The organism is Streptomyces sp. NPDC093591 (assembly GCF_044764885.1).
GTDB lineage: Bacteria > Actinomycetota > Actinomycetes > Streptomycetales > Streptomycetaceae > Streptomyces.
Genome location: NZ_JBIWIY010000009.1, coordinates 175,877 through 199,447 on the forward strand (window position 1 = coordinate 175,877; position 23,571 = coordinate 199,447).

The 23,571-nt window shown below is 68.6% G+C and carries 19 protein-coding genes; 6 read left to right on the forward strand and 13 right to left on the reverse strand.

The features are described from left to right. The first annotated feature begins 288 nt into the window (after positions 1–288). Positions 289–1,467 (forward strand): hypothetical protein, encoded by a 1,179-nt coding sequence (locus ACIREI_RS20710; protein ID WP_403334652.1) that lies wholly within the window; start codon positions 289–291, stop codon positions 1,465–1,467. Positions 1,468–1,534: 67 nt separating this feature from the next. On the opposite strand, the gene ACIREI_RS20715 is transcribed toward ACIREI_RS20710, so the two are convergent. The 8 genes from ACIREI_RS20715 to ACIREI_RS20750 all read right to left on the reverse strand — a co-directional run bounded on the left by ACIREI_RS20715 (position 1,535) and on the right by ACIREI_RS20750 (position 11,208). Beyond that, complete coding sequence (locus tag ACIREI_RS20715) at positions 1,535–2,206, reverse strand: hypothetical protein (RefSeq protein ID WP_403334654.1); 672 nt, start codon at positions 2,204–2,206, stop codon at positions 1,535–1,537. A 133-nt stretch (positions 2,207–2,339) separates the two neighbouring features. Next, complete coding sequence (locus ACIREI_RS20720; protein ID WP_403334656.1) at positions 2,340–2,840, reverse strand: hypothetical protein; 501 nt, start codon at positions 2,838–2,840, stop codon at positions 2,340–2,342. A gap of 183 nt (positions 2,841–3,023) precedes the next feature. Then, positions 3,024–3,677, reverse strand: a complete 654-nt coding sequence (locus ACIREI_RS20725; protein WP_403334658.1) for a hypothetical protein — start codon at positions 3,675–3,677, stop codon at positions 3,024–3,026. Further along, positions 3,674–4,357, reverse strand: a complete 684-nt coding sequence (locus ACIREI_RS20730) for a hypothetical protein (RefSeq protein WP_403334660.1) — start codon at positions 4,355–4,357, stop codon at positions 3,674–3,676. The genes ACIREI_RS20725 and ACIREI_RS20730 overlap by 4 nt, the downstream gene beginning before the upstream one ends. Then, a complete protein-coding gene (locus ACIREI_RS20735; protein ID WP_403334662.1) occupies positions 4,354–4,743 on the reverse strand; it encodes a hypothetical protein in 390 nt (129 codons plus the stop codon). The genes ACIREI_RS20730 and ACIREI_RS20735 overlap by 4 nt, the downstream gene beginning before the upstream one ends. 79 nt (positions 4,744–4,822) lie before the next feature. Beyond that, a complete protein-coding gene (locus ACIREI_RS20740; protein ID WP_403334664.1) occupies positions 4,823–6,118 on the reverse strand; it encodes a putative T7SS-secreted protein in 1,296 nt (431 codons plus the stop codon). A gap of 3 nt (positions 6,119–6,121) precedes the next feature. Continuing rightward, entirely contained in the window at positions 6,122–6,433 is a 312-nt protein-coding gene (locus ACIREI_RS20745) for a hypothetical protein (protein ID WP_403334666.1), read from the reverse strand. A 47-nt stretch (positions 6,434–6,480) separates the two neighbouring features. Further along, entirely contained in the window at positions 6,481–11,208 is a 4,728-nt protein-coding gene (locus ACIREI_RS20750) for an FtsK/SpoIIIE domain-containing protein (protein ID WP_403334668.1), read from the reverse strand. A 243-nt stretch (positions 11,209–11,451) separates the two neighbouring features. On the opposite strand from ACIREI_RS20750, the gene ACIREI_RS20755 reads away from it, so the two are divergent. After that, the gene (locus ACIREI_RS20755) at positions 11,452–11,739 is read left to right on the forward strand and encodes a WXG100 family type VII secretion target (protein ID WP_403334670.1); all 288 of its coding nucleotides are present in this window, start codon (positions 11,452–11,454) and stop codon (positions 11,737–11,739) included. 254 nt (positions 11,740–11,993) lie between these two features. Here ACIREI_RS20755 and ACIREI_RS20760 read toward each other — a convergent pair whose 3' ends face one another. From ACIREI_RS20760 to ACIREI_RS20770, 3 genes are all read right to left on the reverse strand, one after another. Beyond that, complete coding sequence (locus tag ACIREI_RS20760) at positions 11,994–14,654, reverse strand: hypothetical protein (protein ID WP_403334672.1); 2,661 nt, start codon at positions 14,652–14,654, stop codon at positions 11,994–11,996. Then, entirely contained in the window at positions 14,647–16,158 is a 1,512-nt protein-coding gene (locus tag ACIREI_RS20765; RefSeq protein ID WP_403334674.1) for a hypothetical protein, read from the reverse strand. The genes ACIREI_RS20760 and ACIREI_RS20765 overlap by 8 nt, the downstream gene beginning before the upstream one ends. Positions 16,159–16,911: 753 nt before the next feature. Continuing rightward, on the reverse strand, positions 16,912–18,162 hold the full coding sequence (locus ACIREI_RS20770) for a DUF418 domain-containing protein (protein WP_403334676.1): 1,251 nt from the start codon (positions 18,160–18,162) through the stop codon (positions 16,912–16,914). Positions 18,163–18,374: 212 nt separating this feature from the next. Between ACIREI_RS20770 and ACIREI_RS20775 the strand changes: the two genes are divergently transcribed. Further along, positions 18,375–18,587: a hypothetical protein gene (locus ACIREI_RS20775; RefSeq protein ID WP_403334678.1), complete on the forward strand. Its 213-nt coding sequence runs from the start codon at positions 18,375–18,377 to the stop codon at positions 18,585–18,587. Positions 18,588–19,269: 682 nt separating this feature from the next. Here the strand turns inward: ACIREI_RS20775 and ACIREI_RS20780 are convergent. Together ACIREI_RS20780 and ACIREI_RS20785 are read right to left on the reverse strand one after the other, a co-directional pair. After that, positions 19,270–20,379, reverse strand: a complete 1,110-nt coding sequence (locus ACIREI_RS20780) for a sensor histidine kinase (RefSeq protein WP_403334680.1) — start codon at positions 20,377–20,379, stop codon at positions 19,270–19,272. After that, positions 20,376–21,047 (reverse strand): response regulator, encoded by a 672-nt coding sequence (locus ACIREI_RS20785; protein ID WP_403334682.1) that lies wholly within the window; start codon positions 21,045–21,047, stop codon positions 20,376–20,378. The genes ACIREI_RS20780 and ACIREI_RS20785 overlap by 4 nt, the downstream gene beginning before the upstream one ends. Positions 21,048–21,500: 453 nt before the next feature. Between ACIREI_RS20785 and ACIREI_RS20790 the strand changes: the two genes are divergently transcribed. The 3 genes from ACIREI_RS20790 (at position 21,501) to ACIREI_RS20800 (ending at position 23,350) form a co-directional block, all read left to right on the forward strand. Further along, positions 21,501–22,106 carry a dihydrofolate reductase family protein gene (locus ACIREI_RS20790; RefSeq protein WP_403334684.1) on the forward strand — a complete coding sequence of 202 codons (606 nt, stop codon included), beginning with the start codon at positions 21,501–21,503 and terminating at the stop codon, positions 22,104–22,106. A gap of 612 nt (positions 22,107–22,718) precedes the next feature. Next, complete coding sequence (locus ACIREI_RS20795) at positions 22,719–22,946, forward strand: type II toxin-antitoxin system VapB family antitoxin (RefSeq protein WP_151785147.1); 228 nt, start codon at positions 22,719–22,721, stop codon at positions 22,944–22,946. Continuing rightward, complete coding sequence (locus ACIREI_RS20800; protein WP_403334686.1) at positions 22,943–23,350, forward strand: PIN domain nuclease; 408 nt, start codon at positions 22,943–22,945, stop codon at positions 23,348–23,350. The genes ACIREI_RS20795 and ACIREI_RS20800 overlap by 4 nt, the downstream gene beginning before the upstream one ends. Positions 23,351–23,571: the final 221 nt, after the last annotated feature.

Below are 23,571 nucleotides of genomic sequence, written 5' to 3' on the forward strand. Positions count from 1 at the left end.
GCGTTGCCCGCCGGGGGGCAGGGCCCGTGCCTTCTCCACAGCCATCCGGACCGGCGGAGAGCCCGACCCCGCCTCTGCGACAACGGTACGGAGAAACTCGATGGGCAGGCCGGAGCACGGCTCGTCAGCGGTCATGCAATCCCCCTCACGGATTGGCCGGCGTGCGTAACCCATAGTGACCCATACCTCTGACAACGCAGGTGAAAGGCTGAACAGTGGCCGAACAGGGATCCGCGAACGGGCCCATTCCCCCGCGCGGAACAGCTGCCTCCTGCCAAGCTCGGGTACGTGACGTACGTAGTGACCGTGGACACCTGCATCCCGGAGGGCACTCCGGAGATGGACCCACTTCAACGAGCGGGCGCCGTGGCGCTCATCGAGGACGGATTCGTCTCCGTCAAGTCCGTTGAAGGGCCTGACGGAGTCGAAGTCGATCTCGTCGACAGCATCGTGGCCGTCTACCCGGGCGGCGCTCTGCTCAAGGTCATCGTGGACGCGCCGGCGCTGGAATTCGCCGAGGACGCGGTGCAGGCGCTGGTGGACGAGTTGCTGGAGCGCTCCGAGCTGCTGGCGGACTGGAAGATCGAACGGTGCGAGGTCGAACTCCACCCGGGTCTGGCCAAGGAGAGCCTCGACGCAGCCGACGGCCCCGACGCCCCGCCCGACGACCCGGCCGCCCGCAAGGCCCGGCACACCGAGAGCGCGCGCACCGAGAGCGCGGCCGACAGCTACGCCACCGAGGCGAAAGCCACGGCCGTGCGAAGCCGGATGCTGGGGTTGGCGGACGAACTGCGAGCGTTCTCCCCGGTGATGTTCGGTGCGTTTGACGTCGATGCCGAGGACCAGGAAGACGGGGGCCGGGACGGAGGCGAGGGCGGGGACAGGAAGGTCGCCGTCCCGCCGGAGAGCGCCCGACTCGCTGCCGGCGCCTTGGTCCACGCGATGGGCATCCTGGTGGACGAGCTGTTCGAAGACGTACATGTCCTGACGCAGGAGGACACCAACGTCGCGGAATGCGAGGGCCCGCTGTGGCACCTGGAGCGCCTGCCCGACCGGTACGCCCTCCGCTACGACGCCCGGTTCGCCCGCCGCTTCCTGACGACCGTGATCGCCCTGACCACCCGCTTCACCGACGGCAGCTTCCAGCGGCTCAGCTGCGTGGCCGAGGAACTCGCCCTGAGGTTCCTGCTGGGCGGGGCGACCACGACTCTGGAGCTGTACGGGCTTCTCGACGACGACGTGTCGGCCGCCCTGGAGGCGTTCGCCGACAACGTGTACGAGGACATGGATCACGAGTGGCTCTACGACGACCCGTCGGACGGAGTCGACGAAGGAACTATGGGAGCTACTGGCGCGGCTCTCGGCATCGCGCCCATGGCGTTCGGGTCGTGGTTCACCCCGTTCGACGAAGGCAGATACGTTCACCCGTCGGCGACGGACGACGCCCCCGACGCGCCGCCGCAATAAAGCCCCCCCCGCGGGGAGGCCATGGAACCGGGTTCCAGTCGAACCAGTCCAGGGACTCGGCGCCGAGCTATTCGCGGTCCCCTCGGGACATCCGCATACAGCCCCACGTACCAAACGCCACAAACAGCGTCGAGAGGATGGCGATCATGACTGCGTAGGATCCCGGCTCCCAGGACTCTTCCGGGCTGGCCACCCCCTTGGGATCGTACCGAACCCGCAAGACTTCACCCCGCCCTACTCCGTCCTCGCAGCCATCAGACTCCTTGAGATCAGGCGCGATCTCCTGCCCATTCGGCTTCTGCAAGGTGCACTGACGGGTCTTGTTGGAGTTGTCATTCTCAACCGCCACGACCTTGGCCTCGACCCAACGGCCGCGCTCCTTCAACGCCGCATCCTCACCCGCTGCTTGTGACACAAAACCCAGCACGGACCCGGTGACAAGTGGCAGCAGGAGTTGCCATGCCAACTTCCGCTGTATGTAGGGGGTACGCCGAATTGCGAAGATGGGTACCACAAACGAGGCGAATGGGATGAGGAACCATCCCAGCACAAGAGCTGCACCATCGCTGATCCACGGAGCCAGCGGGACCACGGGTGCCAACCACATGAGCCCGATGATCGCGGCCACACACGCGAGGTAGAACAACAGCCAGCGCAGCAATACCGATCGGCCTTCCTGCGCTTGCTTCTCGGAAGCACCCCCCACGACGACCGCGAACTCGCCTTCCTGGCGCGTCATTTACTAGACCTACTCCCTGTTCGCTGCTCAGAGTTCAGATACAAGCTGCGTGTACGTCCTTCGGCACCCCGAAGTTGTCAGCACGCGAGCCGAAACCGGGATCACCCGCTCCTTCAGGACTCTTCCCTCGCCGTCAATCGACTGCGATCCCGTCCCTATGCACGACGACTTTCAGAAGGCGGGCGAATTCGTCGAACGCGTCGATATTGGCGGACACCCAGCTGAGGTTGTCGCTGACCGTGCGCATGGACAGGTCGATGCCACAGGAGTCGACACGCCATCCGTAGTTGACCGACATGCAGAGAACTTCGCTCTGCTTGTGCACGTACTGCCGGATGGACCGCAGCCCCTTTCCTAGGTTTTCGGTGGTGAAATCCACGATGTGGGGGTCTTGCACGGCTCCGGGCTGGTTACGTTGCACCAGTGTGTCCAGGACCGGCTCCGCCGGCCCTTCAGACCGGAGCGCGTAGAAGAAGAACGGCAAGGGCTCCCTGCGAAGATCCGGGACGTACGCGAACAAGTACTGCATGGGGATCCTCTGCGGAAACCGCTCAGAGATCCCTTCGAGCCAGCGCGCCAGCTCCTTCACCTGCGCCTTGTCGCGAGGGCCACCGTGGTGCAGGTCCCAGTGCAACTCGGCGTACCTCTTCACCCACTTCCGCCGCTGCCGGCCGGCGCCCCTCCCCTCAAGGATGGGGAGGGGAATCCATTCATCCGGGAAGGCTCCGTCGGTGAAGTCGAGTTCGTACCGAATACTAATGCTGCCCTCCAGCGGAAGGTGGTCATGACGTCGTCGAAGAGGTCGGTAAGGTCAGGATCACGAGGTCTGCCAGGCATCCGCTTCCTCATCCGGGCTGATCCGGATCGTGCGGGCGAATTCGTCGACATCGTCGAGCGCCTTGAGGATCCGGCCGGCGTCTGGATCGGCCAGGATGATCAGGACGTCTGCGGCTTCCGTGTCCTTCTCGTAGCGCCAGGCATAACGGAGGCCGACGTGGACCTCGTTGCTGTCCTCGTCCTGGTAGTAGCGCAGCACTCGCAAGCCGGATCCCAGATGCGGGGAGTCGAATTCCTCGACGATGGGGGGCTCGATGGCGTAGCTCGCATCGGCGTGGGTCAGGGCGCGCAGCGCCGTTTCCCGGTCCTCGCCTTCCTCGATCTCCACCAGGTCGACATACGCCGGCAGCGGGATGTCCCTCGGGTGCGGGAGGTGCAGGAGTACTTCGAACCCCGGAAAGGCAGCGGGTGCCCTTTCCGCGTACATCAGGAGGATGTTGGCAACTAGGTCGACTTCGCCCGGTTCCGGCTTCTCAGTCGCGAAATCCTCCCACCAGGCTTCGGCGAAATAGCGTGCCCACGCCTCGGGCGTTTGCGCTTCCGCGATGTCCTCGAGTCCTGGTTCCGGCCACATGAGGGGAATGCGAATCCAAGGGCCCAGGGTCATCGCGTGCTTGACGTTGAGCCAGCTCATTCATAACTCCACTTGAAGGTTCCGACCACCGCGTCGAACAACTCGACCAGCACTCCCGTGAACTCACTGTCGAGGTCGCCGTCGCCGGGTGTGGAGAAGTTGATACTGATCCAGCGACCGGGGTCGTCCGCTACGGAGATCACGTAGTCGACCCGGCGGGCCGGCATGGCGGCCTGCCGTACGGCTTCGGGCGCTGATCGCAGCTGTTCCGCGTCCGGAACGGATTGGTAGGAGCGACGGAGGGCGGGTGCCCCCGCCACTTCGACCCTGGTCACCGATCCGTCAGGGCCGTCCTCACCGGCCAGTTGGGCGAGCACTTCCTCCGGCGGCGCTGCACGGTCCTGGCCGAGCGGCATCTCGGCCACGATGAACGAGGCCATGAGGAAGATCCCTCCGCGCGGGAGCACGGGCACGTAGAGGTCAAGGCCGCCGTTCCTCCTGGCAGCACGGGCCTGCTTCTCGATCTGACGGCGCATGTCCAGACGGAATCGCATGGCGTCGTCCCGGGGGATGCCCTCCGGGACTTGCTCCATGTGCGAGAAAAAGACGTTCTCGAGCGCTTCCTTTGTGCCGTTGCGCAGGGGGATACGAATCCATCCGGGTGGCAGGACCAACTCGTACCCACAGGGAGCGGTCCCCTCGACGGGGGGTGGCTGCCGCTCCAGATCGGACAGGCTCACGTGGCCGCCTGCTTCTTCAGCTGCCGGTCGCCCACCAGGATCGCCAGGCTGCAGAGCATCGAAATCACGGCCAGCCAGCTGTAGCCGAGGGCCCCGATAATGTTCCAGATCAGGTACATGGCGGCAACGATCTTGACCGTCTGGGAGAAGTTGGAGCCCATCCGCGGGTTACGGATCAGTTCGCGGTTCCTGACGAACAGGACCAGCATGAGCACGGGTGAAATCATCAACGGCCATGCGACGTAACCGTAGGTGAGCCAGTCCATGTCGCCGTACTTGCTGCCGAGGTCCTGGAAGGCAAAGCAAAGGATCGGCACCAAAGTACACGCAGCAAGGAATTTCATGGCCCGGGATTCTTCGGGGCTTTTCGCCGGTACTCTTGCCACTGTCTTCGACTCCTTACAAGTTTCACTTCGGATTGCGCACATGTCCGGTTGCTGTCGGCCGCGCCTCACGCAGGTGTGGTCACCAGCGGCTCCCGACTTCAAGTGTCAGGACATCCTTGGCGTTGCCGTACTGCTCGGAGTAGGGGCCCTTTTCTCCGAGTTTGTCTCCCACGTCCACCGTGGTGGCCGCTCCGTAGTTCAGCTTGAATTTCAGTGCGGCCTTTTCCATCGCGTCGGCCGCCTTCGCCACATCGGGATTTCCGCTGAATTCGGCGCGCATGCTCTTGGCGAACTTGCTCGCGCTGGCGACCTCCCCCTCGCCACTCAACAGACGGTCCAGTCGGGTTGTCGTGGGCCGCGTTTCCCTCGACCCGATCTGGCGCAGTGCGTCCTTCGCGCGAACTGCTTTGGCGCCGCGGGCCGAGTCGGCTCCGTACCTCATGATGTTCTTGTCGAGCAGCTTTCGCAGATTCGCATACCGCTGGAATCGCCCTGCCCTGCTGGTGGCCTTGAGTGCCGTATACGCGACCTTCACGCCCTTCATCGCGACTGCGCCGAGCCCCAGCGTCGCCAGCGCGAAGACGTCCATGGCGACGTCTGTCCAGCTCCCTTCACCAGCGAGAGCCAATGCCGTGTGCCCAACACCGACGAGCACGGTGAAACCGATGGCAGCCGCCGTGAGAGCAGTCGCCAGCCATCCGACCGGCGTGAACAGAAGGAGAGCGATCCCGATGAACGTCGCTGCCCAACTCAGCACTTCCACAACAGCTTTGATCGTATCCGCGTTCTCGTGCACCCAGTCCTTGAAGTTCTCCCAGCCACTGTCCTTGATGACATCCGAGATGTCTTCGCCGATGTTCCTGGCGTACCGCTCCGCGCTGGCGTCGCGATCCGAGATGACGTCGTTCAACTGCTTGCGGTACGAAGCCAGGTGGCTGTCGGGGTCGGAGTCTTCCGGCGGCTGCTTGTCGCCGTCGTTCTTCGCCTCGGCTTCCTTCTTCTTCACCTCGGCCGCGTGTTCCTCATCGGCCTGCTTTGCGGCCCTGAGGATCCCGTCAGCGCGCTCCTGGTAACCCTCAAGGTCGTTGGCCCAGTTGCCCAGGTCGCCGACGACGCGTTCGTAACGCCCCGCCGTCTCACGAAAGTGCTTCTCCAGATCGCCGGACTTCTCACGGATTTTGTCGGCGTACTTCCCCTGCAGGGCATCGCCGTCCGCGGCCTTGCGCAGAATGGCTGCCTGGTCGCGGAGGGTCTTGGCAAGGTCCTTCATCCGCGAGACCTCGTGCCGGATGTCCTCCGGATCGCCGGGGACCGGGTCCTTCTCTGCCAGCGGATGCCAGTCGACCGGTCGCCGCCTTCCCCTACCTGTTGCCATCGCTTACTTTCCCCCGCTTTTCCCGTTTTTCTCGGTCGCGTTCTTCAGGTCGAGGTCCTGCTTCTCGAAGCTCTTGAGCGCGGTCTCTACGTGCTTCCCCAAGTCATGGACGTTCTCCAGTAGTTCGCGTCGATAGTTGTCCCAGTTGGTGACGAATTCATCCATTTTTCCGGCGATGCTGTCGTGGCCCCAGATATCGCGTATGTCATCGCGGTGTTTGTCGATGCCCTCCAGGACCTTCCTGATGTCCCGGAGATTGCTCTTCGAAGATCCCAGCAGCGTGTAGTCGACAACCAGCCGGTCGTGGCCGCCCATATGTCCCCTCCCTTTGCCTTACGTGGTCAACAGGCTCACGTTGCGGCTCAACCCATCGGCACAGTCACCGTGAACGCCTCCCCACTCCCCAGATGCAGCAGCCCCTTCCCCGGCGTCACCGGCCCGCCCACCGCGCTCCGGCTCAGGCGTACGCCGATGAGTTCGCCGCTGGAGGTGTCCTGCGGGGACAGGAGCAGGCCGCGCTTGGACTTCTTCAGGTCGACCTGCCAGCCGCTGAAGCCCGAGCAGACGTCGTCCTCGTCGCCGGCGATGACGATGCCGATGCCGCGGTCGGCGCCCGTCGAGATCAGCTTCTTGAACTCGTCCTCCGCGTCGCAGTCCTCCAGCAACTCGCCGTCGTCGATCAGGACGACGATCGGACGCTCCACGGACGCCGTCGCCACGGCCTCCCGCAGCTCGTCCTCCTCGATGTCGCTGCCCGTGAAGACCGCCAGCACACCCTTGTGGCCCTGCAGTTCGCGCAGTGGGGAGGGGCGGGGGGCGGCGATGACCAGGCGTGCGGCGCGGCGGCCCACGTACGTGGCCGCCAGGTTCATCAGCACGGTCGAGCGACCCGACTTCGCCGGGCCCGCGATGACGAAGCCCGGCACGCCCTGCGCCAGGTCCGGGCCGAAGGCCGTCAGATCGTCGCCGCCGACGCCCACCAGGCCCCACATGCGCGAGGCGGCCGCCGCCGGATCGACGTGCTGCCACGCCTGGTTGAAGGTGATGCGGCTGGGAAGCGAGTCCACCCGGAACGGCCGCATGGCCCGCGGCACCGACGCGTCCCGGTGGGCCGCCCACTCTCCGATGGCCACCAGGGCCGCGTTCTGGCCCTGCCCGGTGGCGTCCTCGCTCAGCAGCGCGAACTGGATCTCCGTACCCGTCTCGTTGCGGAACGCGCGCCCCGGCGGGATCTCGTCCGGCACCTTGCGGCTGTTGATGCCCAGCATCGAGAAGTCGGTACGGTCCGCGAGGCGCAGGCCGAACTTGTCCTCCGTCAGCGAGGAGATCCGGCCGGTCAGCAGTTGCCGGTCGCCCGTGATCACCAAGTGGATGCCTACGCTGGCCCCTTCGCGCATCAAGGTCAGCAACTCGTCGGTCAGCTCGCCGTGTTCGAGCTCGCCGAGGGAGGTGACCCAGCCCTCCCAGCGGTCGAGCAGCAGCACGATGTGCGGCAGCCGCCCGCCCTCCGCGGTCCCGGCGCGCTGCTCGCCGATGTCCGCGAAGCCGTACTGGGCCAGCAGCTCCTGCCGCCTGCCCGCCTCCGCCGAAAGACGGCGGACCAGGCGGACCGCCCGCTCGCTCTGGTTGCGGCCCACCACCGCACCGCAGTGCGGCAGCTTGGTCAGGGCGTTCAGCGCGCCGTTGCCGCAGTCGATGCCGTACAGGTGGACGTCGGCGCAGGAGAGGGTGCGGGCCAGGGAGCCCGCGATCGTACGCAGCACCTGGGAGCGGCCGCTGCGGGGCGCACCCGCGATGAGCAGGTGGCCGAAGGTGGCGAAGTCGATCGCGACCGCGCGGCGAGCCTGGCTCGACGGCAGGTCCTCGATGCCGTACGCCGCCGCGGGCAGTACGCCGAGCCCCTGCACCGGCGGCAGGTCCTGCGGCAGCAGGGTCTCCGCGAGGGCCGGCAGCCACGGGCTGTGCTGCTGTGGGATGCGCAGGTGCGCGTTGGCCTCCCGGACGGCGTCGACGAGGACCTTCAGGTCGGTGATCTCCTCTTCCTCGCTCTTCGCGGCCGCGGGCTTCGCCAGCGCCGCACGGCCCAGGCCGGCCCAGTCGAGCTCCCCGGTCCACGGGGCGACGGCCATCGGGTCCGCGGTGCCGGGGCGGCGGCCGCCGACACGGCCGGACTGGAAGGGGATGAGGGAGGCCGCGCCGGTGCGCACGTAGGCGCGGCCCGGGGTGTTCTTGGAGATGTTGCCGGCCTCGGGCGAATCGATGACGTCCGTCGACTCGCCGCCGTCGGTGACCCGCAGGGCGATACGGAGGTTGGTGTTGGCCCGGATCTCCGGCGAGACCACGCCGGACGGCCGCTGGGTGGCCAGCATCAGGTGGATGCCGAGGGAACGGCCGCGCTGGGCGATGTTGACCAGGCCGGTGACGAAGTCCGGCAGATCGCGGACCATGGACGCGAACTCGTCGATGACCAGCAGCAGTCGGGGCAGCGGCGCCATACCCGGATTACGCCGCACCAGGTCCTGGTAGTCCTCGATGTCCTTCGCCCCGACCTGCGCCAGGATGTGCTCGCGGCGGTGCAGCTCGGCGCCGAGCGACTCCAGGGCGCGCTCGACGAGGTGGGCGTCGAGGTCGGTGACCATGCCGACGGTGTGCGGCAGGTGGACGCAGTCCTTGAACGCGCTGCCGCCCTTGTAGTCGACGAGCACGAAGGTCATGTTCTCCGGCGTGTTCGCCACCGCGAGCGCGGCGACGATCGTCTGCAGCAGCTCGGACTTGCCGGAACCCGTCGTACCGGCGATGAGGCCGTGCGGTCCGTCCTTGCGGATGTCGATGCCGAAGGGCCCGTCGTACGACTCACCGACCACCGCCAGCGTGGACTGCCCGCCGGTCTGCCAGCGGGCGACCACCGCGGCGGCCGTCGGCGGCTCCATCCCGATGACGTCGAGGAGTCGGCTGGCGTCCGGCAGTGCGCTGTCCGTCGCCTCGCCGCTGATGTCGCGCAGTGGGGCGAGCGCCCGGGCCACCCGGGCGCACCAGGCCGGCGAGACGAAGTCGGGCCGTACGCCCAGGATCTTGGCCGCGCCCTCCTGCTGCACGCGCAGCCGCAGCACGGAGGGGTCGATCTGCTCCGCGGCCGTCGGCGCCACGGGCGTGTGGGCGCCGCTCTGGTTGTCGAGGGAGAGCAGCACGGCGGCGGTGTTGGTCAGCGCCGCATTGGCGGACACGGCCGACTTCTTCCGCTTCCCCTTCCCCTTACGGCGCGACCGGCCGCCCTCGGCCGCCGCCTTCTTCCGCTCCTCCGCCTCGGCGGCCTGCCGCAGCGCTTCGAGAGCGTCGCTCGCGCCGCCGCCGGCCTTCTGCTCGTGCCGGGCGTGCCGGGCGGTGCGCGGTTCCGCGATCACGATGCCCTTGCACTCACCCGGCAGGAAGCGCTCCTCGGCGTCCAGGCAGATCGCGTACATCGATACGGCCGGGCCTTCCTGCAGCAGCCGTACGACGCCGGGCATCGAGCGCAGCCGACGCGAGCCGTCCCAGACGACGACGATGTCGGGGTCGGAGAAGCCCACCTGACCGCGGTTCTCCTGGGCGGCCTTCTGTCTCGCCTCGAGGATCTGGGTGAGTTCGCCGATCCGGGCGCCGACGGTCTCGGCGTCGTTGCCTATGAGGACGTTGGCGTCCTGCGCGGTCGGACGGGCGTGCGGCAGCCAGCGCACCCAGTCCCAGCCGGCCTGCGCGTTCACCTCGGTGAGTACGTAGAACTGCACGTCCAGCGGGCTGTGCAGGGCGGCCGCCTGCGTCACGGCCCACCGCGCCAGGCTGCGCGCGGTGTCGTCGGGCCCCGCGAAGCCGATGACACCGAGCCGGCCCAGGTGCAGGGCGACGGGGGTGTCGGCGATGTCCCAGGTGACCTGGCGGCGGTGGTCGTCCTGCTCAGGGTCGTCGAGGACTACGGCGGAAGGCAGCCGGCCGGTGCCCACCCGCAGCAGCAGGTGGTCGGCGTCGCTGCGGCGGCGCTCCCACAGACGGGTGCGGGGGCCGGTGGCGTTGGCCCAGATGGTGCCGGGGTCCGGGTGGTCGAGGAGCCGGTCGCCGCGCTCCAGGACCAGCGCCTCCTGCGCGTCGCGCTCGATCCGCGCCTTGTGCTCCTCGTACTCCTTGACCTGCTTGGCGTGGGACTTGCGGCCGTGCTTCTTGTCCCAGAAATAGTTGGCGATCATGATCACCGGGCTGAAGAGCGCGATCAGCAGGTACGTCATGCGCCCCATCACCAACGCCATGGTGACGGCCATGGCGAGCGGTGACAGCGCCATCAGCCAGGGCAGCGGCCGGGCCTCGAACTCCTTCGGGGGCGCCGGCAGGCGGAACTTGGTGGTGCGCTCCGGCGGGCGCAGCCGCGGCGGGCGGTTGTAGTCGAGCCCGGAGCCGTCGTCGGACCACTTGAGGGCCGCGTCCGGTGGCGTGTAATGGGCCACGTCGAGCAGGGTGTTGCCGATGGCGAGCTGGGAGCCGACGCGCAGCTGCTGTCCTTCGAGCGGCTTGCCGTCGACGAGCACCTCGAGACTGGTCTCCTTGCCATGAGGCGCCGCACCCGGCCGGCCCGGCTGGCCGCTCGGCTGCCTGCCCTCGTGCACGGTCAGGCGGAGGTCGTCCGCGGAGACGACGTAGAGCGTCAGCGCGCGCGGCGGGAACTCCGGGTCGTCGATGACCAGTTGGCAGTTCGGGCCGGAGCCCATGTCGTACCGGCCGACACCGAGCCGGTACACGGCGCCGGCGTCGGGCCCGCCGGCAACCCGGATCTCGATGAGACCGGGCTGCTCGCCGGGCAGCGTGCCGGACGGGTCGTCCAGGCTCACCACCGCGCCGTCGCGCAGCGGGGAGGTGGCGACGGTGTGGGCGGGATCCACTTGGTAGTTGTCGACGTAGAGCACCGGACCGGGCTGTCCGGCGAGCGAGCCGTGCCCGACCCCGCCCCGCACGCGGGCTGCCAGCTCTCGGGCGACGGCGTCGATACGGGTCTCCGGGTCGGCATCGAGGACGAGGTCTTTGCTGGCGTTCGCACGGGGGTCGACGACGGTCAGCTTCAAGCGCACTTAGCTCCTCCTCGGAATGCCTCTCTACGAGGGCGAGAATATCGTCTCGGCAAAGTTGGCCGTGCACTCGCGGCATGTCCCAACAACGTTCCACATTAAGGAGATTCGATGACCGTTGTGACTGCGCTTATCTGAGCCTCTGGGGCCCGGCAACTAGGATGCTCAAAGGCGTGTGCCGAACCGGTGCGCGCCTCATGTATGCCGGGAGGGGGACCTCGCGGTCGTCAACGAAAGGGGAGCGCCATGGCCAAGGACCTCGATGTCACATATGAGGACATGCGGGCCGCCGCGAAGAAGATGAACCGCGAGAAGGAGCGCATCGAGGAGAAGCTCCAGGACCTGAAGACCTACATCGACAGCCTGCTTGAGAACGGCTTCGTCACCCGGCAGGCGTCGAAGAAGTTCGGCCAGGACTTCGAGGAGTTCAAGCAGGGCATGTCGAAGACCAACGAGGGTCTCGACGGCTTGGCTCAGTACCTGGAGAAGGCGGCGGATTCCTTCGAGAACCTCGACATGGAGCTCGGCAAGTAATTCGGCGACTGTCGCGGTCGATCCTGCCTGTGCAACAGTGCCGGGCGTGAGGGTGGTGCCGGCCTGGATTGGCCAGCGGCACCCTCATTTTTTTCTTTCACGGCATGGCGTAAGAGGTGTAAAGGACGGCCGGGTCATCGCCCCGAAACCTTGCCAGGAATTTCTCCATTCTCATTACATCCCTTACGGCACGTACACACGGTGTTCACGTGCGCAAAGTGTCGCCGCATGCAGAGCAGCCCGTAGCCCCCGGCCTATGGCTCGCAGTGTGGTGGCCGGGGACCGGCGAGACGGAGGTCCGACAGGAGCTGGTGAGCCAGGTCGAAGGGCTGGTTGCGCGGGCCGTGGGGTACGGCGGCGGCGGATTCGAGGCTGCGCTGTGCCGCGAGAGCTCTCGGCCCGACCAGGCCGGTGAGCCGGTGATGCCGCCACAGAGGAGTGGGCCGGCGAGCGTCGACCACGATGAGGTCGGGCCGACGCCAGATGACCAGCGCCCAGGCTCCGCCGCCCGAGTCCGAGCCGGCCCAGGCTCCGACCAGGGGCGCGTCCTCGGCGGCGCCGACTGCTTCGAGTGCTACCAGCGCGGGGTTGCTGAAGCGGCCGCTGACGTGGAGGAGCAGCTTCCCGTGGCGGTGTACGTCGCGGTTCTTCTCGGTGAGAGTCCATACGGCGTCGGCGAGGGGATCGTCCTGGACGACGTCCGCCGCGACATCGAGAACCGCCGCTTGGTCGACGGACGGGCCGAAGGCCGCGTCGAGCAGCGCCGTGTACTCCGTGACGTACGCGGAATCCACTGCCGGAAGCAGATGGCCGACTGCCTGGGAGGCTTCGTTGAAAGCGAGGGTCTCAGGGGTGATTTCGTAGCGTGGGGCGTGGCTTCGCAGTACGGCGAGGGCCACCGCGGCGAGGCTGCCGACCTGGGGTTCGATCCGCTCGGGAAGATCGTTTCGGTTCAGTGCGCGGACGGCCTTGGAGAGCAGTGGCAGCCAGTCGGTGTCTGCTGGAGGCCAGGCGCCCGCTGCGACGGTCCACAGGGTCAGCCGGACGACGAGCATGCGTTCCGGAGGCCCCAGGTGGGGAGCGAGGGCAACGAGGCGTTCCACCCAGCGGCGGTATCGGCGGCGGACCTCCTGGTCGGCCTGCCGGAGGTCAGGCAGGGTGGCGGTGCCCGCTTCGGAACCCGCTGCTTCGGGGGCCTGCTCCGCCGCCGCCTCGGCGTCGTCCTCGTCAAGGGCGGCTTCGATGTCGTCGGTGAACCGCTCGTCCCAGGAGACGGGCAGCAGGTCCTGAAAGGGCGTAGCGGTGTCGGTGGGCAGGGGGAGCCCCAGTGCGAAGCGCGTGAGCGGGTGCCCGACGCGCCCGGCGCATTCGTCCAGATATTGCTCCCAGCCGTCTTCGTCGCCGTCCAGCCGGGCCGTCGCGGCCGTACCGCCCGTGCTGCTGCCCGCCGATGCGCCCGCTGGGGTGGGGGTCAGTCCCGTGCGGAGGGTTTCCAGGTCGCCCAGAAAGCGTTCGGCGAGCCGGGGGTCCGCGAACAGGTCGGGTGGCCGTGTCGTGGGGGCCTGGGACTGGGCCGGGGTCATGCGGCGCAGCGCGCGGTCAGGGTCGACGACGAACACGATGTTGCCGAACCGCGGTACACCGTCGCTGTCGACGACGACCAGGCGCACTCGGCTGCCCGCATCCGCCGGAGCCGTCACCGTCAGCGTGGTCTGGCCGGGAGGGACGTCGGCTATGCGCTCCCATGCCTCCGGCGGTGCTGCCGCCTGAGACAACTCCAGGTGAGCGGTGGTTGAGAGTTGCCGGGCCATGCTGATCTCCAGGCCGCCCGACACACGTAGGGCACCGAGCAGCATCGGTCCACTCCCGGCGGCGGGGCGGGGGAGGGGCGTTGCCGTGCGCAGCCGGGTGGCGGGTTCTTCGGTGCCGTCCGGAAGGAGGGTGGCGGGGACGGGGGTGATGACGCCGAGTTCGCAGTTGCCGCCCTCACCTTGGGAAAGCAGCAGGGCCGCAGCGGAAAGGTTCGGGCTGCCCGTCAGGGCCCACCGTTGTCCCTCAAAGGCCCACTCGACGAGTTTCCCGTGGCGGTACCGCTGGTCGTTGTCGCTGATGACGCGTCCGTCGTACTCCTTCACCAGGGCGGCGACCGACGGGCCGTCGAGGTCGCTGAGTCCGGGCTGGTAGGCGAGGGTGAACCGGCTCGGACGGAAGCGTTCGAGCAGTTGTCGCAGTGCCTGGGAGCGCTGGTCGTAGAAGGGCGCGAACACGGCCAGTTCGTCGACGGGCCCGTGCGGCAGCTGATCGATGATGGGTGAGTGCAGGCTGCTGACGACGCGGACCTGCGGCGCCGTGGGTGTCCTTTCGCGGTGAAGCCGGTCCAGCAGCGCCGCGACCCGCCCCAGCGCCTGTGGCACACCGGCGGAGAACCTCACCTTCTCCGGCAGGTCGCGCAGCCATGCCGACAGCTCCGGGACCGCGGCGGGACTCCGCTCGCCGTCCACCCGCAGAACGGTCCACAGTTCGGCGTTGGCCTGCCAGCCTGCCAGCGTGGTGTTGCCGGAGCCTAGGGCGATGGTGGCATGCTCCGGTCCGGCGAGGACCATCAGCTTGGGGTGGAACGCGGCACCGTGTGCGTATGCCAGACCGGCGAGATAGCTGCGGCCGGCCCGCCGGACGGACCGGGGATCGTTCCGGGCCATGGAGACATCTCCCGCCACCGTGACGCGTGCGCCGGTGGCCTGGGTGACGCCGAGGGCGACCTCCTCGAAGAACCCGAGATCCGCCGTGAAACTGAGGAAGAGCGCTTCCTCCAGGCTCTGTCCGCCCGTTCGCTCCTCGTCGAGGATGAGGGTCAGCGGCGAGGCGAACGCGGTGGGTGGCTCCACCAGTCCCGGCGCCGGTGCGGTCTCAGTCAACGAGAGCCCTCCCGCCACTGGTCACTGACCAGTGCTGGTCGTCGTAGCGCAGTACACCGCAGGTGGCCAGGACCGTCCCGAGCTGGTCCAGCCGGAGGCCGACGTCACCGCGCCCCTCCTGGCTCGTCCGATAGAGCAGTCCGCCCCGCTCATGCAGCCGGGTCGGTAACCACAGCGTGCCGTCGGCGCGGCGACGGGCCTTGGCCAGCGCGATCCGCTGCGACCGCGCCACCAGGTCGTAGGTGAGTCGGCGGGCGACATCGCGCAGTTTCATGGGCCGGGCTTCGTCAAGCCGCCGCTGGACCCATTCCGGGCCGAGCTCGACACCGCGCCGGCCGAGGAACGCGTCCCGGACCCGGCCGGTGAGCTCGTCCACCCGACGGCCACCGGCGGCGAGCACCCGCAGCTCGGTGAGGGGCAAGGGATCGCCCGCCCCCCGCAGGTCGTGCTCGGCGGGCAACGGCGCCCCGGTCGTGCTCTGCGTCGCGGGAAGGGAGGACAAGAACGCGTCCACCGTCATGTCGGGCAGCTCCGCGGCGAAGCGTTCGGCCACCTCCTCGATCGGTAGCAGCCCGTCGACCTGCTCCACGAGCCAGGACCACAGGCGGCGCCACGCTCCGACGGAGTAGTTCCGCAGCACTACTCCGCGCCAGGCAGGAGCCGCGTCGATTCCGCTGGTCACGGCATCGGCGGTCAGGAAGTCGCCGAAGGCGAGCACGTGCCCGATGTCGCGGGTGAAATACCGGACGGGATGGGTGGCGACCACACGAGCCAGAAGCCGAATCGTCTGCCGCCGTGTCGCCGAGCGGGAGCCTGCTTCGGCCGGCGCGCCGGGCTCGCACATCAGGTTCGCCAGCCACGCCCCGTCAGGGTGCTCGCCGCCCACGCACACGCACAGCCGGTCGCCGAAAGAGACGAGATCATCCACGTTCAGCGTGTCCTCGGCGGCCAGCTCGAGCAGCCCGCCCAGTCCGGCTCGTAGTGCCGACGTCTCGAGCCGCGGTCCGGGAACCGGCATGGGGCCTGCGCCGAGGATGCCGAGCGCGACCTCGGATCCGGCGTACGGCCCCCAGAACCCCCATGAGTTGCGTACGTACCCGTCCTTGCCCGGGACCTCGGCCTCGGACATGGCGATCGTCCCGGCGTGCAGCCGCCGGGCCAGGGCATCGACTCCATGAGCACGCGGCAGCCACTCCAGAGCCTGCGGATGATGCGCGAACGACACGGCGGCCAACGCCACTTCAGCGCGGCGCAGCAGCGTCTGGGCGGCCGGGACCGTCAGGTCTGCCGCATCGGCCTGCGCCGCGATCAGCCCGTGCAGAGCGTAGTAACGCGCGTGCGGCGTCACCGCGGTCACCCCGGGCACCAGGTGATCGACCATGCGCATCACATGCCGCTCCACCGACAGCGGATAACGGCCGGCGGCGATGTCCAGCCCAGGACGGCTCCAGCCCGGGCCGTCCACGAGCTCCGGTGCCCGCCCCTCCCCGCCGACGGCGGTCACGCGCTCGACCTCCGGACCGGGAGGAGCGGAACGTCGCCGGCCGGTGGGTGATGCCGCGCGGCGAGCACTCCGCGGCAAGGCGCTCCTGCCGCCCCTGCGGGCGAGGTGGTTGGCGAGGAACGGGGCTGACTTACTCCGGCTGCACTGCGGCCGCGCTCGACCATTTCCCGCCGCCACCCCCTCGATGCCGTTCAGTCGTTCAGTCGGGAAACTGATCCATCATTCTGGCGCATCTCCGCGGGAGCCGACGGCACTTCGGATGCCGCAGCCGCACCCTGTACCGGCTCCGGGGGTGCCTCCCAGTGCCGATACGCGATGTTCGATGGCTTGGACGCGGACCAGCCGGGCAGGGGCCACGCGGATTCTGGACGTCCCTGAGAACCTCGATGTACCGCGGTCCAGGTCACCGGACGCGTAAATGGCGGCCCGGGTGGCGGCGGGGTGGCTCGCCGGCCAGATCCCCCGGCGGAAGAGACAGCGGCGACCGCGGAAGAGCACCACTGCCGTGGCGGCGACCATCACGTCGCCCGCGGCGTCGGGTACGACTTCGCAGGTGAGCGACTCCAGTTCGCAGCCCCGTCGTTCGCACAGATCCTGGACAGCCCGGCGGGCGGACCGCAGGAATACGTCCGTGCATTCCCGTGGTCCGCCCCAGCCGGCGTCGTCGTCAGTCACTGCAGTTGTGCTGCTGCATCAACGCCAGAACGCCATGGCGCGGACTCCGAGAGAAGCCCCGCAGCCGGGACCATCCCTTCAACGGATGTACTTCGCCGGCTTGGTGGCGGCGTTGAGCAGGAATTCCAGGGGGCCTCGCCGGAAGAAGCGGGACCAGATCGCGGCAAACACGATCGCGCCGAGGATGAACATGAGCAGGGGCACCCAGGACTGCTGGGTGCTGGTCCCGGTGGGCAGGGACAGCACGGACTGTGCGAGGAAGTGGCCGACGTAGGCGGTCAGGGACATGGTGCCCACGGCGATGACCGGTTTCGCCAGGCGGGGCAGTCGCGGCAGGCGGTCCATCGCCACCGTCGCGCCCACGATCACGAGGATCGCGACTCCGACGCTGCCGATGATGTCGAACGTGGTGCCGCTGTGCGGCCCGGCCGTCAGGAGCATCGACGCCGGCATGTCGGGGAACGACCCGCCGTCGACGGGCATCGACCCGGAACCGCCGGACGACGACGACCCGCCTTCCGCGAGGCTCCTCAACGCGCCCTTGCCGGCCAGCAGCAGGGACATGCCGTAGGCGGCCACGGTGAGGGCGGCACCGAGCGCGGCCAGGCGCCGCTGGACAGTGCCGCAGGACAGGTCGAGGCGGCCCAGTGCCATGCCGGCGATCACGAACGACATCCATGTGAGCGCCGGGTAGAAGCCGGTGAGCAGCAGATCGAGCACTCCCACCTCGCTGAGGCGGCGGAGCGGGTCGTAGGCGTTGATGCTCTGCTGGACCGACTCACTCAACAGCGAGTTCAGGGCGAACGCCAGCTGCGGTGTGACGAGGGCGAGCGCGGCCGCGATGATCGCGAGGGTCCTGGCCGACAGGCGTACCAGGGGCAGGGCCAGGAGGAAGTAGACCCCGTAGAAGCCGAGGATGATCACTCCTCCGTACTCCCGCGCCATCGCGGTGCCCAGCGCCAGCAGGATCACGGCGCGGATCGCGATACGGGCCTTCGCCTGCCGGCCGGCCAGGCCGGTCTTCGGCTCGCGGCGGCCGGCGAGCAGCATCAGTGAGAACCCGGCGAGGGTGGCGAACAGAACCGACGAGTGACCATCCGATATGTACCGGATCCAGCTGGCGACGCCGTCCGTGGCCGACAGCGGGGGGCCGATGTGCACGACGTACATGCCGAACACCGCCAGCGCGCGGGCCAGGTCCACCCCGACGAGGCGTCCCACCGAGGCGCCGGGCGAGGCAGGCACGGCGGACTCGGGGGAGGTGCGGGGCGGCGGAGGCGAGTTCTCCTGCGGAGCTGACGTCTCCGGAAGCGGCTGCGACTTTGTCATACGGAGAACCTCGCGCGGACGTCCGGGGGCGGACCATCCGGCAGTCATCGGTAACGGCCCCGCCGGTCGGCGGGTACCGCCCTGCCGACCGGCGGAGTCTCGTCCCGACCGGTCCGGCGCAACGGGACGGCTGTCTACTTCAGCCACTCGGCGGGGGTGGACCCGACGGTTGCCGGATGGGCGCGAGGCGGCCGGGCTTCCAGGCTGGAGGCATGACACACCTTGCGCGACACGCGGAGCCCGGCACTCCGCGGTCATCGGCCGACGTGCCGGGCCGTGACGCCGTCCCCGGCAGGGGCGACTTTCTGGAGTTCCTCGGCCTGACACTGGCGGCCGGCGCCTTCGTCCTGTGCGTCGTCCGCCCTGAGGTCTCCGAGGCGTTGTTGCGCACCCTCGCCGCGACGACAGCCGGATTCGTCCACTGAGCCGACACCTGCTCACGCCCTGGCGCGCCGGACCGCTGATGCGGTGGCCGGCCGACAGCAGAAGAAGAGGAACTTCGTGAACACCGCGTCCGCCCCGACGACGGATGAAACGTCCCTGTCCGCGCGAGAGACGGTCAAGGCACTGGGTGCTTATGTCCGGCGGCACCGGATGGGCCGTCGCTCTCGGCCTGCTGTGCGCCCTGGTCGGGGCCGCCGGCAGCTGGCGGCAACCCAGCTCCTGGCCCCCGCGCGCTGACCCACCCACACGCGGGATGGTCCGGTCGTCCACTGCCGTCCTCCCGGCCGGACGACCACACGCGTCGACACCCACGAATGACCAAGACCGCGAAAGGCCCTGCACGTTCGGCGGCGTGTACGGGCTCCTGGTGCGGGCCTCGGCTGGTGGCGTTCCCAGGGCATCGAGTACGTCGCCTTCGGAGCCCGCACCGTCCTGCTGCTGTGCTGGCGCCTGCTCGCGTGCCGGGCAGCAGGCCGCACACGGGGATGAGCCGTCCCCGCTGACGGAGGCCACAGGCGTCGGTGCGCCCGCGGGCGAGATCCCGCTCGTCAGCCGGACGACCGAGGACTCAGCACCCTCCTGAAGGTCCCCGGGAAGGTACGACCGGGGCTGTGACCCGGTGAGCCGGCGCAAGCCGACGGGCCGGCATGAGGCCCTGGTCGGTCAGTCCGCACTGAGCGGAATCCGCAGCCGCACCCGGTAGCCGCCCTCCGCGGTCGGGCCCGCCTCCAGGGTGCCGTGCAGGATGTCGGCCCGTTCCCGCAGACCGACCAGGCCCTGCCGTGAACCGGGCAGGGGCAGGGAAGGACGCGTGGGCGGGCTGTTGGTGACGGTCACTCCGATGTCGTCGCCGTCCTGCCACAGTTCCACGCGGGCCGTGGCGCCGGGGGCGTGCTTGCGGACGTTGGTCAACGCCTCCTGCACCGTCCGGTAGAGGGCCCGTTGCGCGGGTGTGCCCACGGCGGGCGGAAGCTCACCCGTCAACTGCGCCTGCGTACCACCTGATTCGACCAGCTTGTGCAGGTCGGCCAGTGTGGGCTGCGGAGTCAGCTCGGTGGCGTGGCCGCCGGAGGCGCGCAGCAGCGTGACCATGGTGCGCAGTTCGTCGAGCGTGGTCACGCTCAGCGAACGGATTGTCCGGGCAGCCTCTTTGGCCTCCGCCTCCTTCGTGGCGACTTGCAGGGCCCCGGCCCGCACGGCGATCAGGCTGACCTGGTGGGAGACCACGTCGTGCATCTCGCGCGCCAGTTGGGCGCGTTCACGGGCGAGCACCGCCTGGGCATGCAGTGCCCGCTCATGCTCCTTGGCGTCCTCGATCTCAGCCAGTCTCCGCGCCAAGTCGCCGCGCGCCTGGACGAGTTGACCGAACAGGACCGGTGCGGCGGCCGTCGCCAGGCCGTACACGAAGAAGACCAGCGTCATGGTCCGGTCGACCTCGGCCAGGGGCCACGGAGTACTGCTCGCGACGGCGGACAGGGCGACGCACCCCGCGAGGAGACGGCGGTTGCGGGAGCGTTCGGCCAGGGTGAACAGCGCCACGAGCACAGCGACGGCGACATCCTGCATCAGCGCGATGGGCAGGGTGAGCAGGAACACGCCGAGCGGGAACCTGCGCCGGAAAGCCAACCCGGCGCAGCCGACCGCGGCCAGCACGACGCCAAGCCGCGTGTGGTCCCACATGTTCAGCCATGCGTCCACGGCCGCCACCGCCACCAGGACGATGTCGACGACCGGCGCGGGCACACGCTGCCACAGCGCGCGTGCGCGGCTCAACGTCCGGCCTCCGGCCGTGGGCGCTCATCGAGCAGTCCGGCCCGCTGCGCCAGCAGCGCGGCCTGCACCCTGCTGGCCACCCGCAGCTTGGTGAGGATCGCGCTGACGTGATCCTTGACCGTGCCTGCACCCAGGTGGATGCGCGCCCCGATGTCGGCGTTCGACAGGCCCTCCGCCACCAGGACGAGGACGTCACGCTCGCGGGCGGTGAGGAGCCGGACGCGGGCCGCCTCCTCGTCGACGGCCGCTCCGGTGCCGGGGTGGCTGTGCAGCAGCGTCCGCGACGCCTTGGGGGACAGCACCACACCGCCCGCGGCCAGGGTGCGCACCAGGTGAGCGAGCTGCTCCGGCTCGGTGTCCTTGAGCAGGAAACCGGCCGCGCCGCAGTGCAGCGCGGTCAGGATGTACTCGTCGGCGTCGAACGTGGTCAGCATCGCCACCACCGGAGCGTCCGGCATCGTCCGCAGCTCGCGCAGCACGGTGAGCCCGTCGACGTCCGGCATCCGGATGTCCAGCAGCACCACGTCCGGCCGCTCCCGGCGGACGGTCTCCACCGCGTCGCCGCCCCTCGCCGTCGCGACGACCTCGATGTCCTCGGCCGCGCCCAGAATGAGTTGGAAGCCCGACCGGACGAGTGCCTCGTCGTCCACCACCGCTACCCGGATCACGCGCGCTCCGCCTCATCTTCATCCATGCCGTGCAACCCACGCCGCCTCGACCCTAAATCCCCACAGAGCCCCCGCAGCCCGACGAACGGCAGCTCCAGCCACACGGCGGGGTATCACCCTCCAGTCGGCAGGGACACCCCGGCCTTCTGCCGGATACTCCATGATCGGCCCGGTCGCCGGCCTGAGTGGCATGACACATCACGCGGAGCCCCCGCCGAGCGCCGCATCGCCCCCTGCACGCGGGCGCGGTGATCGGTCCATGTGGGCCCCGCCCCGGGCCAGGACGGCGTCTCGGCTTCCTGATGGAGTCGGCGGAGGGCCGCTCCTCCGCCCTGATCGGCTGCGGCGTCATGGGTTTTCTCGTTACTCCACAGCGCGACTCCACAGCGCGGCCGATGAGTTTGTGGCTCCCGGCCGGTCCAAGCTCGTGACACCTCAGGAAAGGACACCGCCATGTCGGAGCTTCTCGTCGACTTCATCACCTCCCTCGACGGCTACGCATCGGGAGAAGGATGGCCCGGGTTCTGGGGCCTCGAGGGCCCGGAGTACCTCGCATGGCTCGGCGAGCAGCCCGAGGCCACCTACCTGATGGGAGCGAACACCTACCGCCTGATGTCGGGCTTCGCCGCAGGCGAGGTCCCGCAGGGCCAAGACGAGTTCAGGCCCGAGGAAGAGGCGTCCGTCGACGAGCTCACGCAAGCGTCCAAGGTGGTGTTCTCCTCCTCACTCGAGGAACCACTGACGTGGGCCAATTCCACGCTCGTCCGCGACGATGCCGTCGATACGGTCCGCGCCATGAAGTCGAGTGACTCGGGGCTCCTCAGCACGATCGGCAGCCTCAGCCTGTGCCGGTCCCTGCTACGAGCCGGACTCGTCGACCGCTTCCGGGTCGTGATGTTCCCGGTGATCACCGGGGCCACGGGCGAAGAACGCATCTACGACGGCTATCCGGACGTTGCCCTCGAGATGATCGAGCACCGCACCTTCGACGGCCGCACCCAGATGGTCGAGTACAAGCCGCGCGTGCTCGAGCACCCACCCCTCGTCGTCCCCGCATGACGTCGCCCCGTCCGCCGGTCTGGACAGCCGCCAGTGCGGCGCCGGCGGGCGCGGAGCAAGACCTGAGGGGGCAAACGGCCAACGTCAGGACGCCCGGCCGAGGGGTGCGTATTCCTGGGAGTGGGGGTTGGTTTGCCGCGATGGTGGCGGCGACTGGCGCGGCCAAGGCGCTCTCCGTCCAGGCGTGAGCAAGGAGGGCATGAGCAGCTCCAGGAGGCGGCGAGGAATCTGCCGAAGCACACCTGCGACCGGATTTCTCCCAAACGATCTCCAGAAACCGAATGAGGGTCGGGCGGGGCCGACACCTGCGGGTCTGGCCTTTCCACTGGTCAGGGCCTTGGTATTGAGCGGGCTCGCAGGGCGCCGGGAGGACTGGGGGAGCGGATCGGCTCCCAAATGGCTCCCGGAGTTGCACGGCGATCTCGGAGTCCCGCTGACACGGACCGCGCTCTGCGGTCCGTCGCAACGTGGGCTGAGGCCGAGCTCTGGCTCCTCCTCTGCTGCCCATGGTGTGCTCGGCGGTCCGCGAGTGTCAGGACTGGTTCGACCCGCTAGCGATACATTCGATCATGTATATTGATACACTGCGCAGTGTATATGGAGGTGGGGCTCATGAGTAGAACCGTCATCGATCTCGACGACGACGCCCTGGAAGCCGCAGCGAAGGAGCTGGGCACTTCCACGAAGCGGGACACCATCAACACCGCCCTACGGGAGATCGTGGCCCGCAACCGGCGCCTGCGCGCCCTGCACGAACTGCAGGATCTCGCGGATGAAGGCGCTCTCGATGTCGAACTCCTCCTGGACAAGCGCAACTATCGAGGTGGTTCCGCCCGGTGAGCGTGGCCGACTACCTCGTCGATACGTCGGCCCTGGCGCGCTTTCTGCTGCGTCAGGCAACCGAAGAGTGGGAGCAGCGGATGGGTGCCGGGCTGATCGCACTGTGCGACCTCACCGAACTGGAGGTCCTCTACTCCGCGCGTTCCGCGAAAGACCGCGAGGCCATCCAAGAACTACTGAACCAGTTCACCTGGTGTCCCATGCCCGACGGCATCTACAGGCGTGCCCGCGTCGTCCAGCGCGAGCTTACCGCCAAGGGTGAGCACCGCAGTGCCGGAGCCGGCGACCTCCTCGTGGCCGCAACCGCGGAAGAAGCAGGACTCACACTGCTGCACTACGACCGCGACTTCGAAACCATCGCCCGCGCCACCGGGCAGCCCGCCCGAATGGTCGACCTCAGGTAGTTGGTCAGATCCCCGAGATCCTCCGCCACCGCAGACACCCGACCTCCGCCATGGGCTGCTGGTCGCCGACTGCCCCCTGCCGTGGAGCTATCCAGCACCCTGTACCCGGCGTCGCCTCCAACGCGCTGGCCCTCCGGGAGCCAGAATCCGCACTCGGTTCCCAAATGGGAGAAGGGCGGCGCGTTCGCCCAGCTCACCGACCGCTGTGGGGCTGTACGACA

Bases quoted from the DNA above. Each gene is read 5' to 3' on its own strand.
- ACIREI_RS20740 (WP_403334664.1), bottom strand. From the start codon at position 6,118: ATGGCAACAGGTAGGGGAAGGCGGCGACCGGTCGACTGGCATCCGCTG.
- ACIREI_RS20745 (WP_403334666.1), bottom strand. From the start codon at position 6,433: ATGGGCGGCCACGACCGGCTGGTTGTCGACTACACGCTGCTGGGATCT.
- ACIREI_RS20775 (WP_403334678.1), top strand. From the start codon at position 18,375: ATGACACACCTTGCGCGACACGCGGAGCCCGGCACTCCGCGGTCATCG.
- ACIREI_RS20790 (WP_403334684.1), top strand. From the start codon at position 21,501: ATGTCGGAGCTTCTCGTCGACTTCATCACCTCCCTCGACGGCTACGCA.
- ACIREI_RS20725 (WP_403334658.1), bottom strand. From the start codon at position 3,677: ATGAGCTGGCTCAACGTCAAGCACGCGATGACCCTGGGCCCTTGGATT.
- ACIREI_RS20795 (WP_151785147.1), top strand. From the start codon at position 22,719: ATGAGTAGAACCGTCATCGATCTCGACGACGACGCCCTGGAAGCCGCA.
- ACIREI_RS20715 (WP_403334654.1), bottom strand. From the start codon at position 2,206: ATGACGCGCCAGGAAGGCGAGTTCGCGGTCGTCGTGGGGGGTGCTTCC.
- ACIREI_RS20755 (WP_403334670.1), top strand. From the start codon at position 11,452: ATGGCCAAGGACCTCGATGTCACATATGAGGACATGCGGGCCGCCGCG.
- ACIREI_RS20770 (WP_403334676.1), bottom strand. From the start codon at position 18,162: ATGACAAAGTCGCAGCCGCTTCCGGAGACGTCAGCTCCGCAGGAGAAC.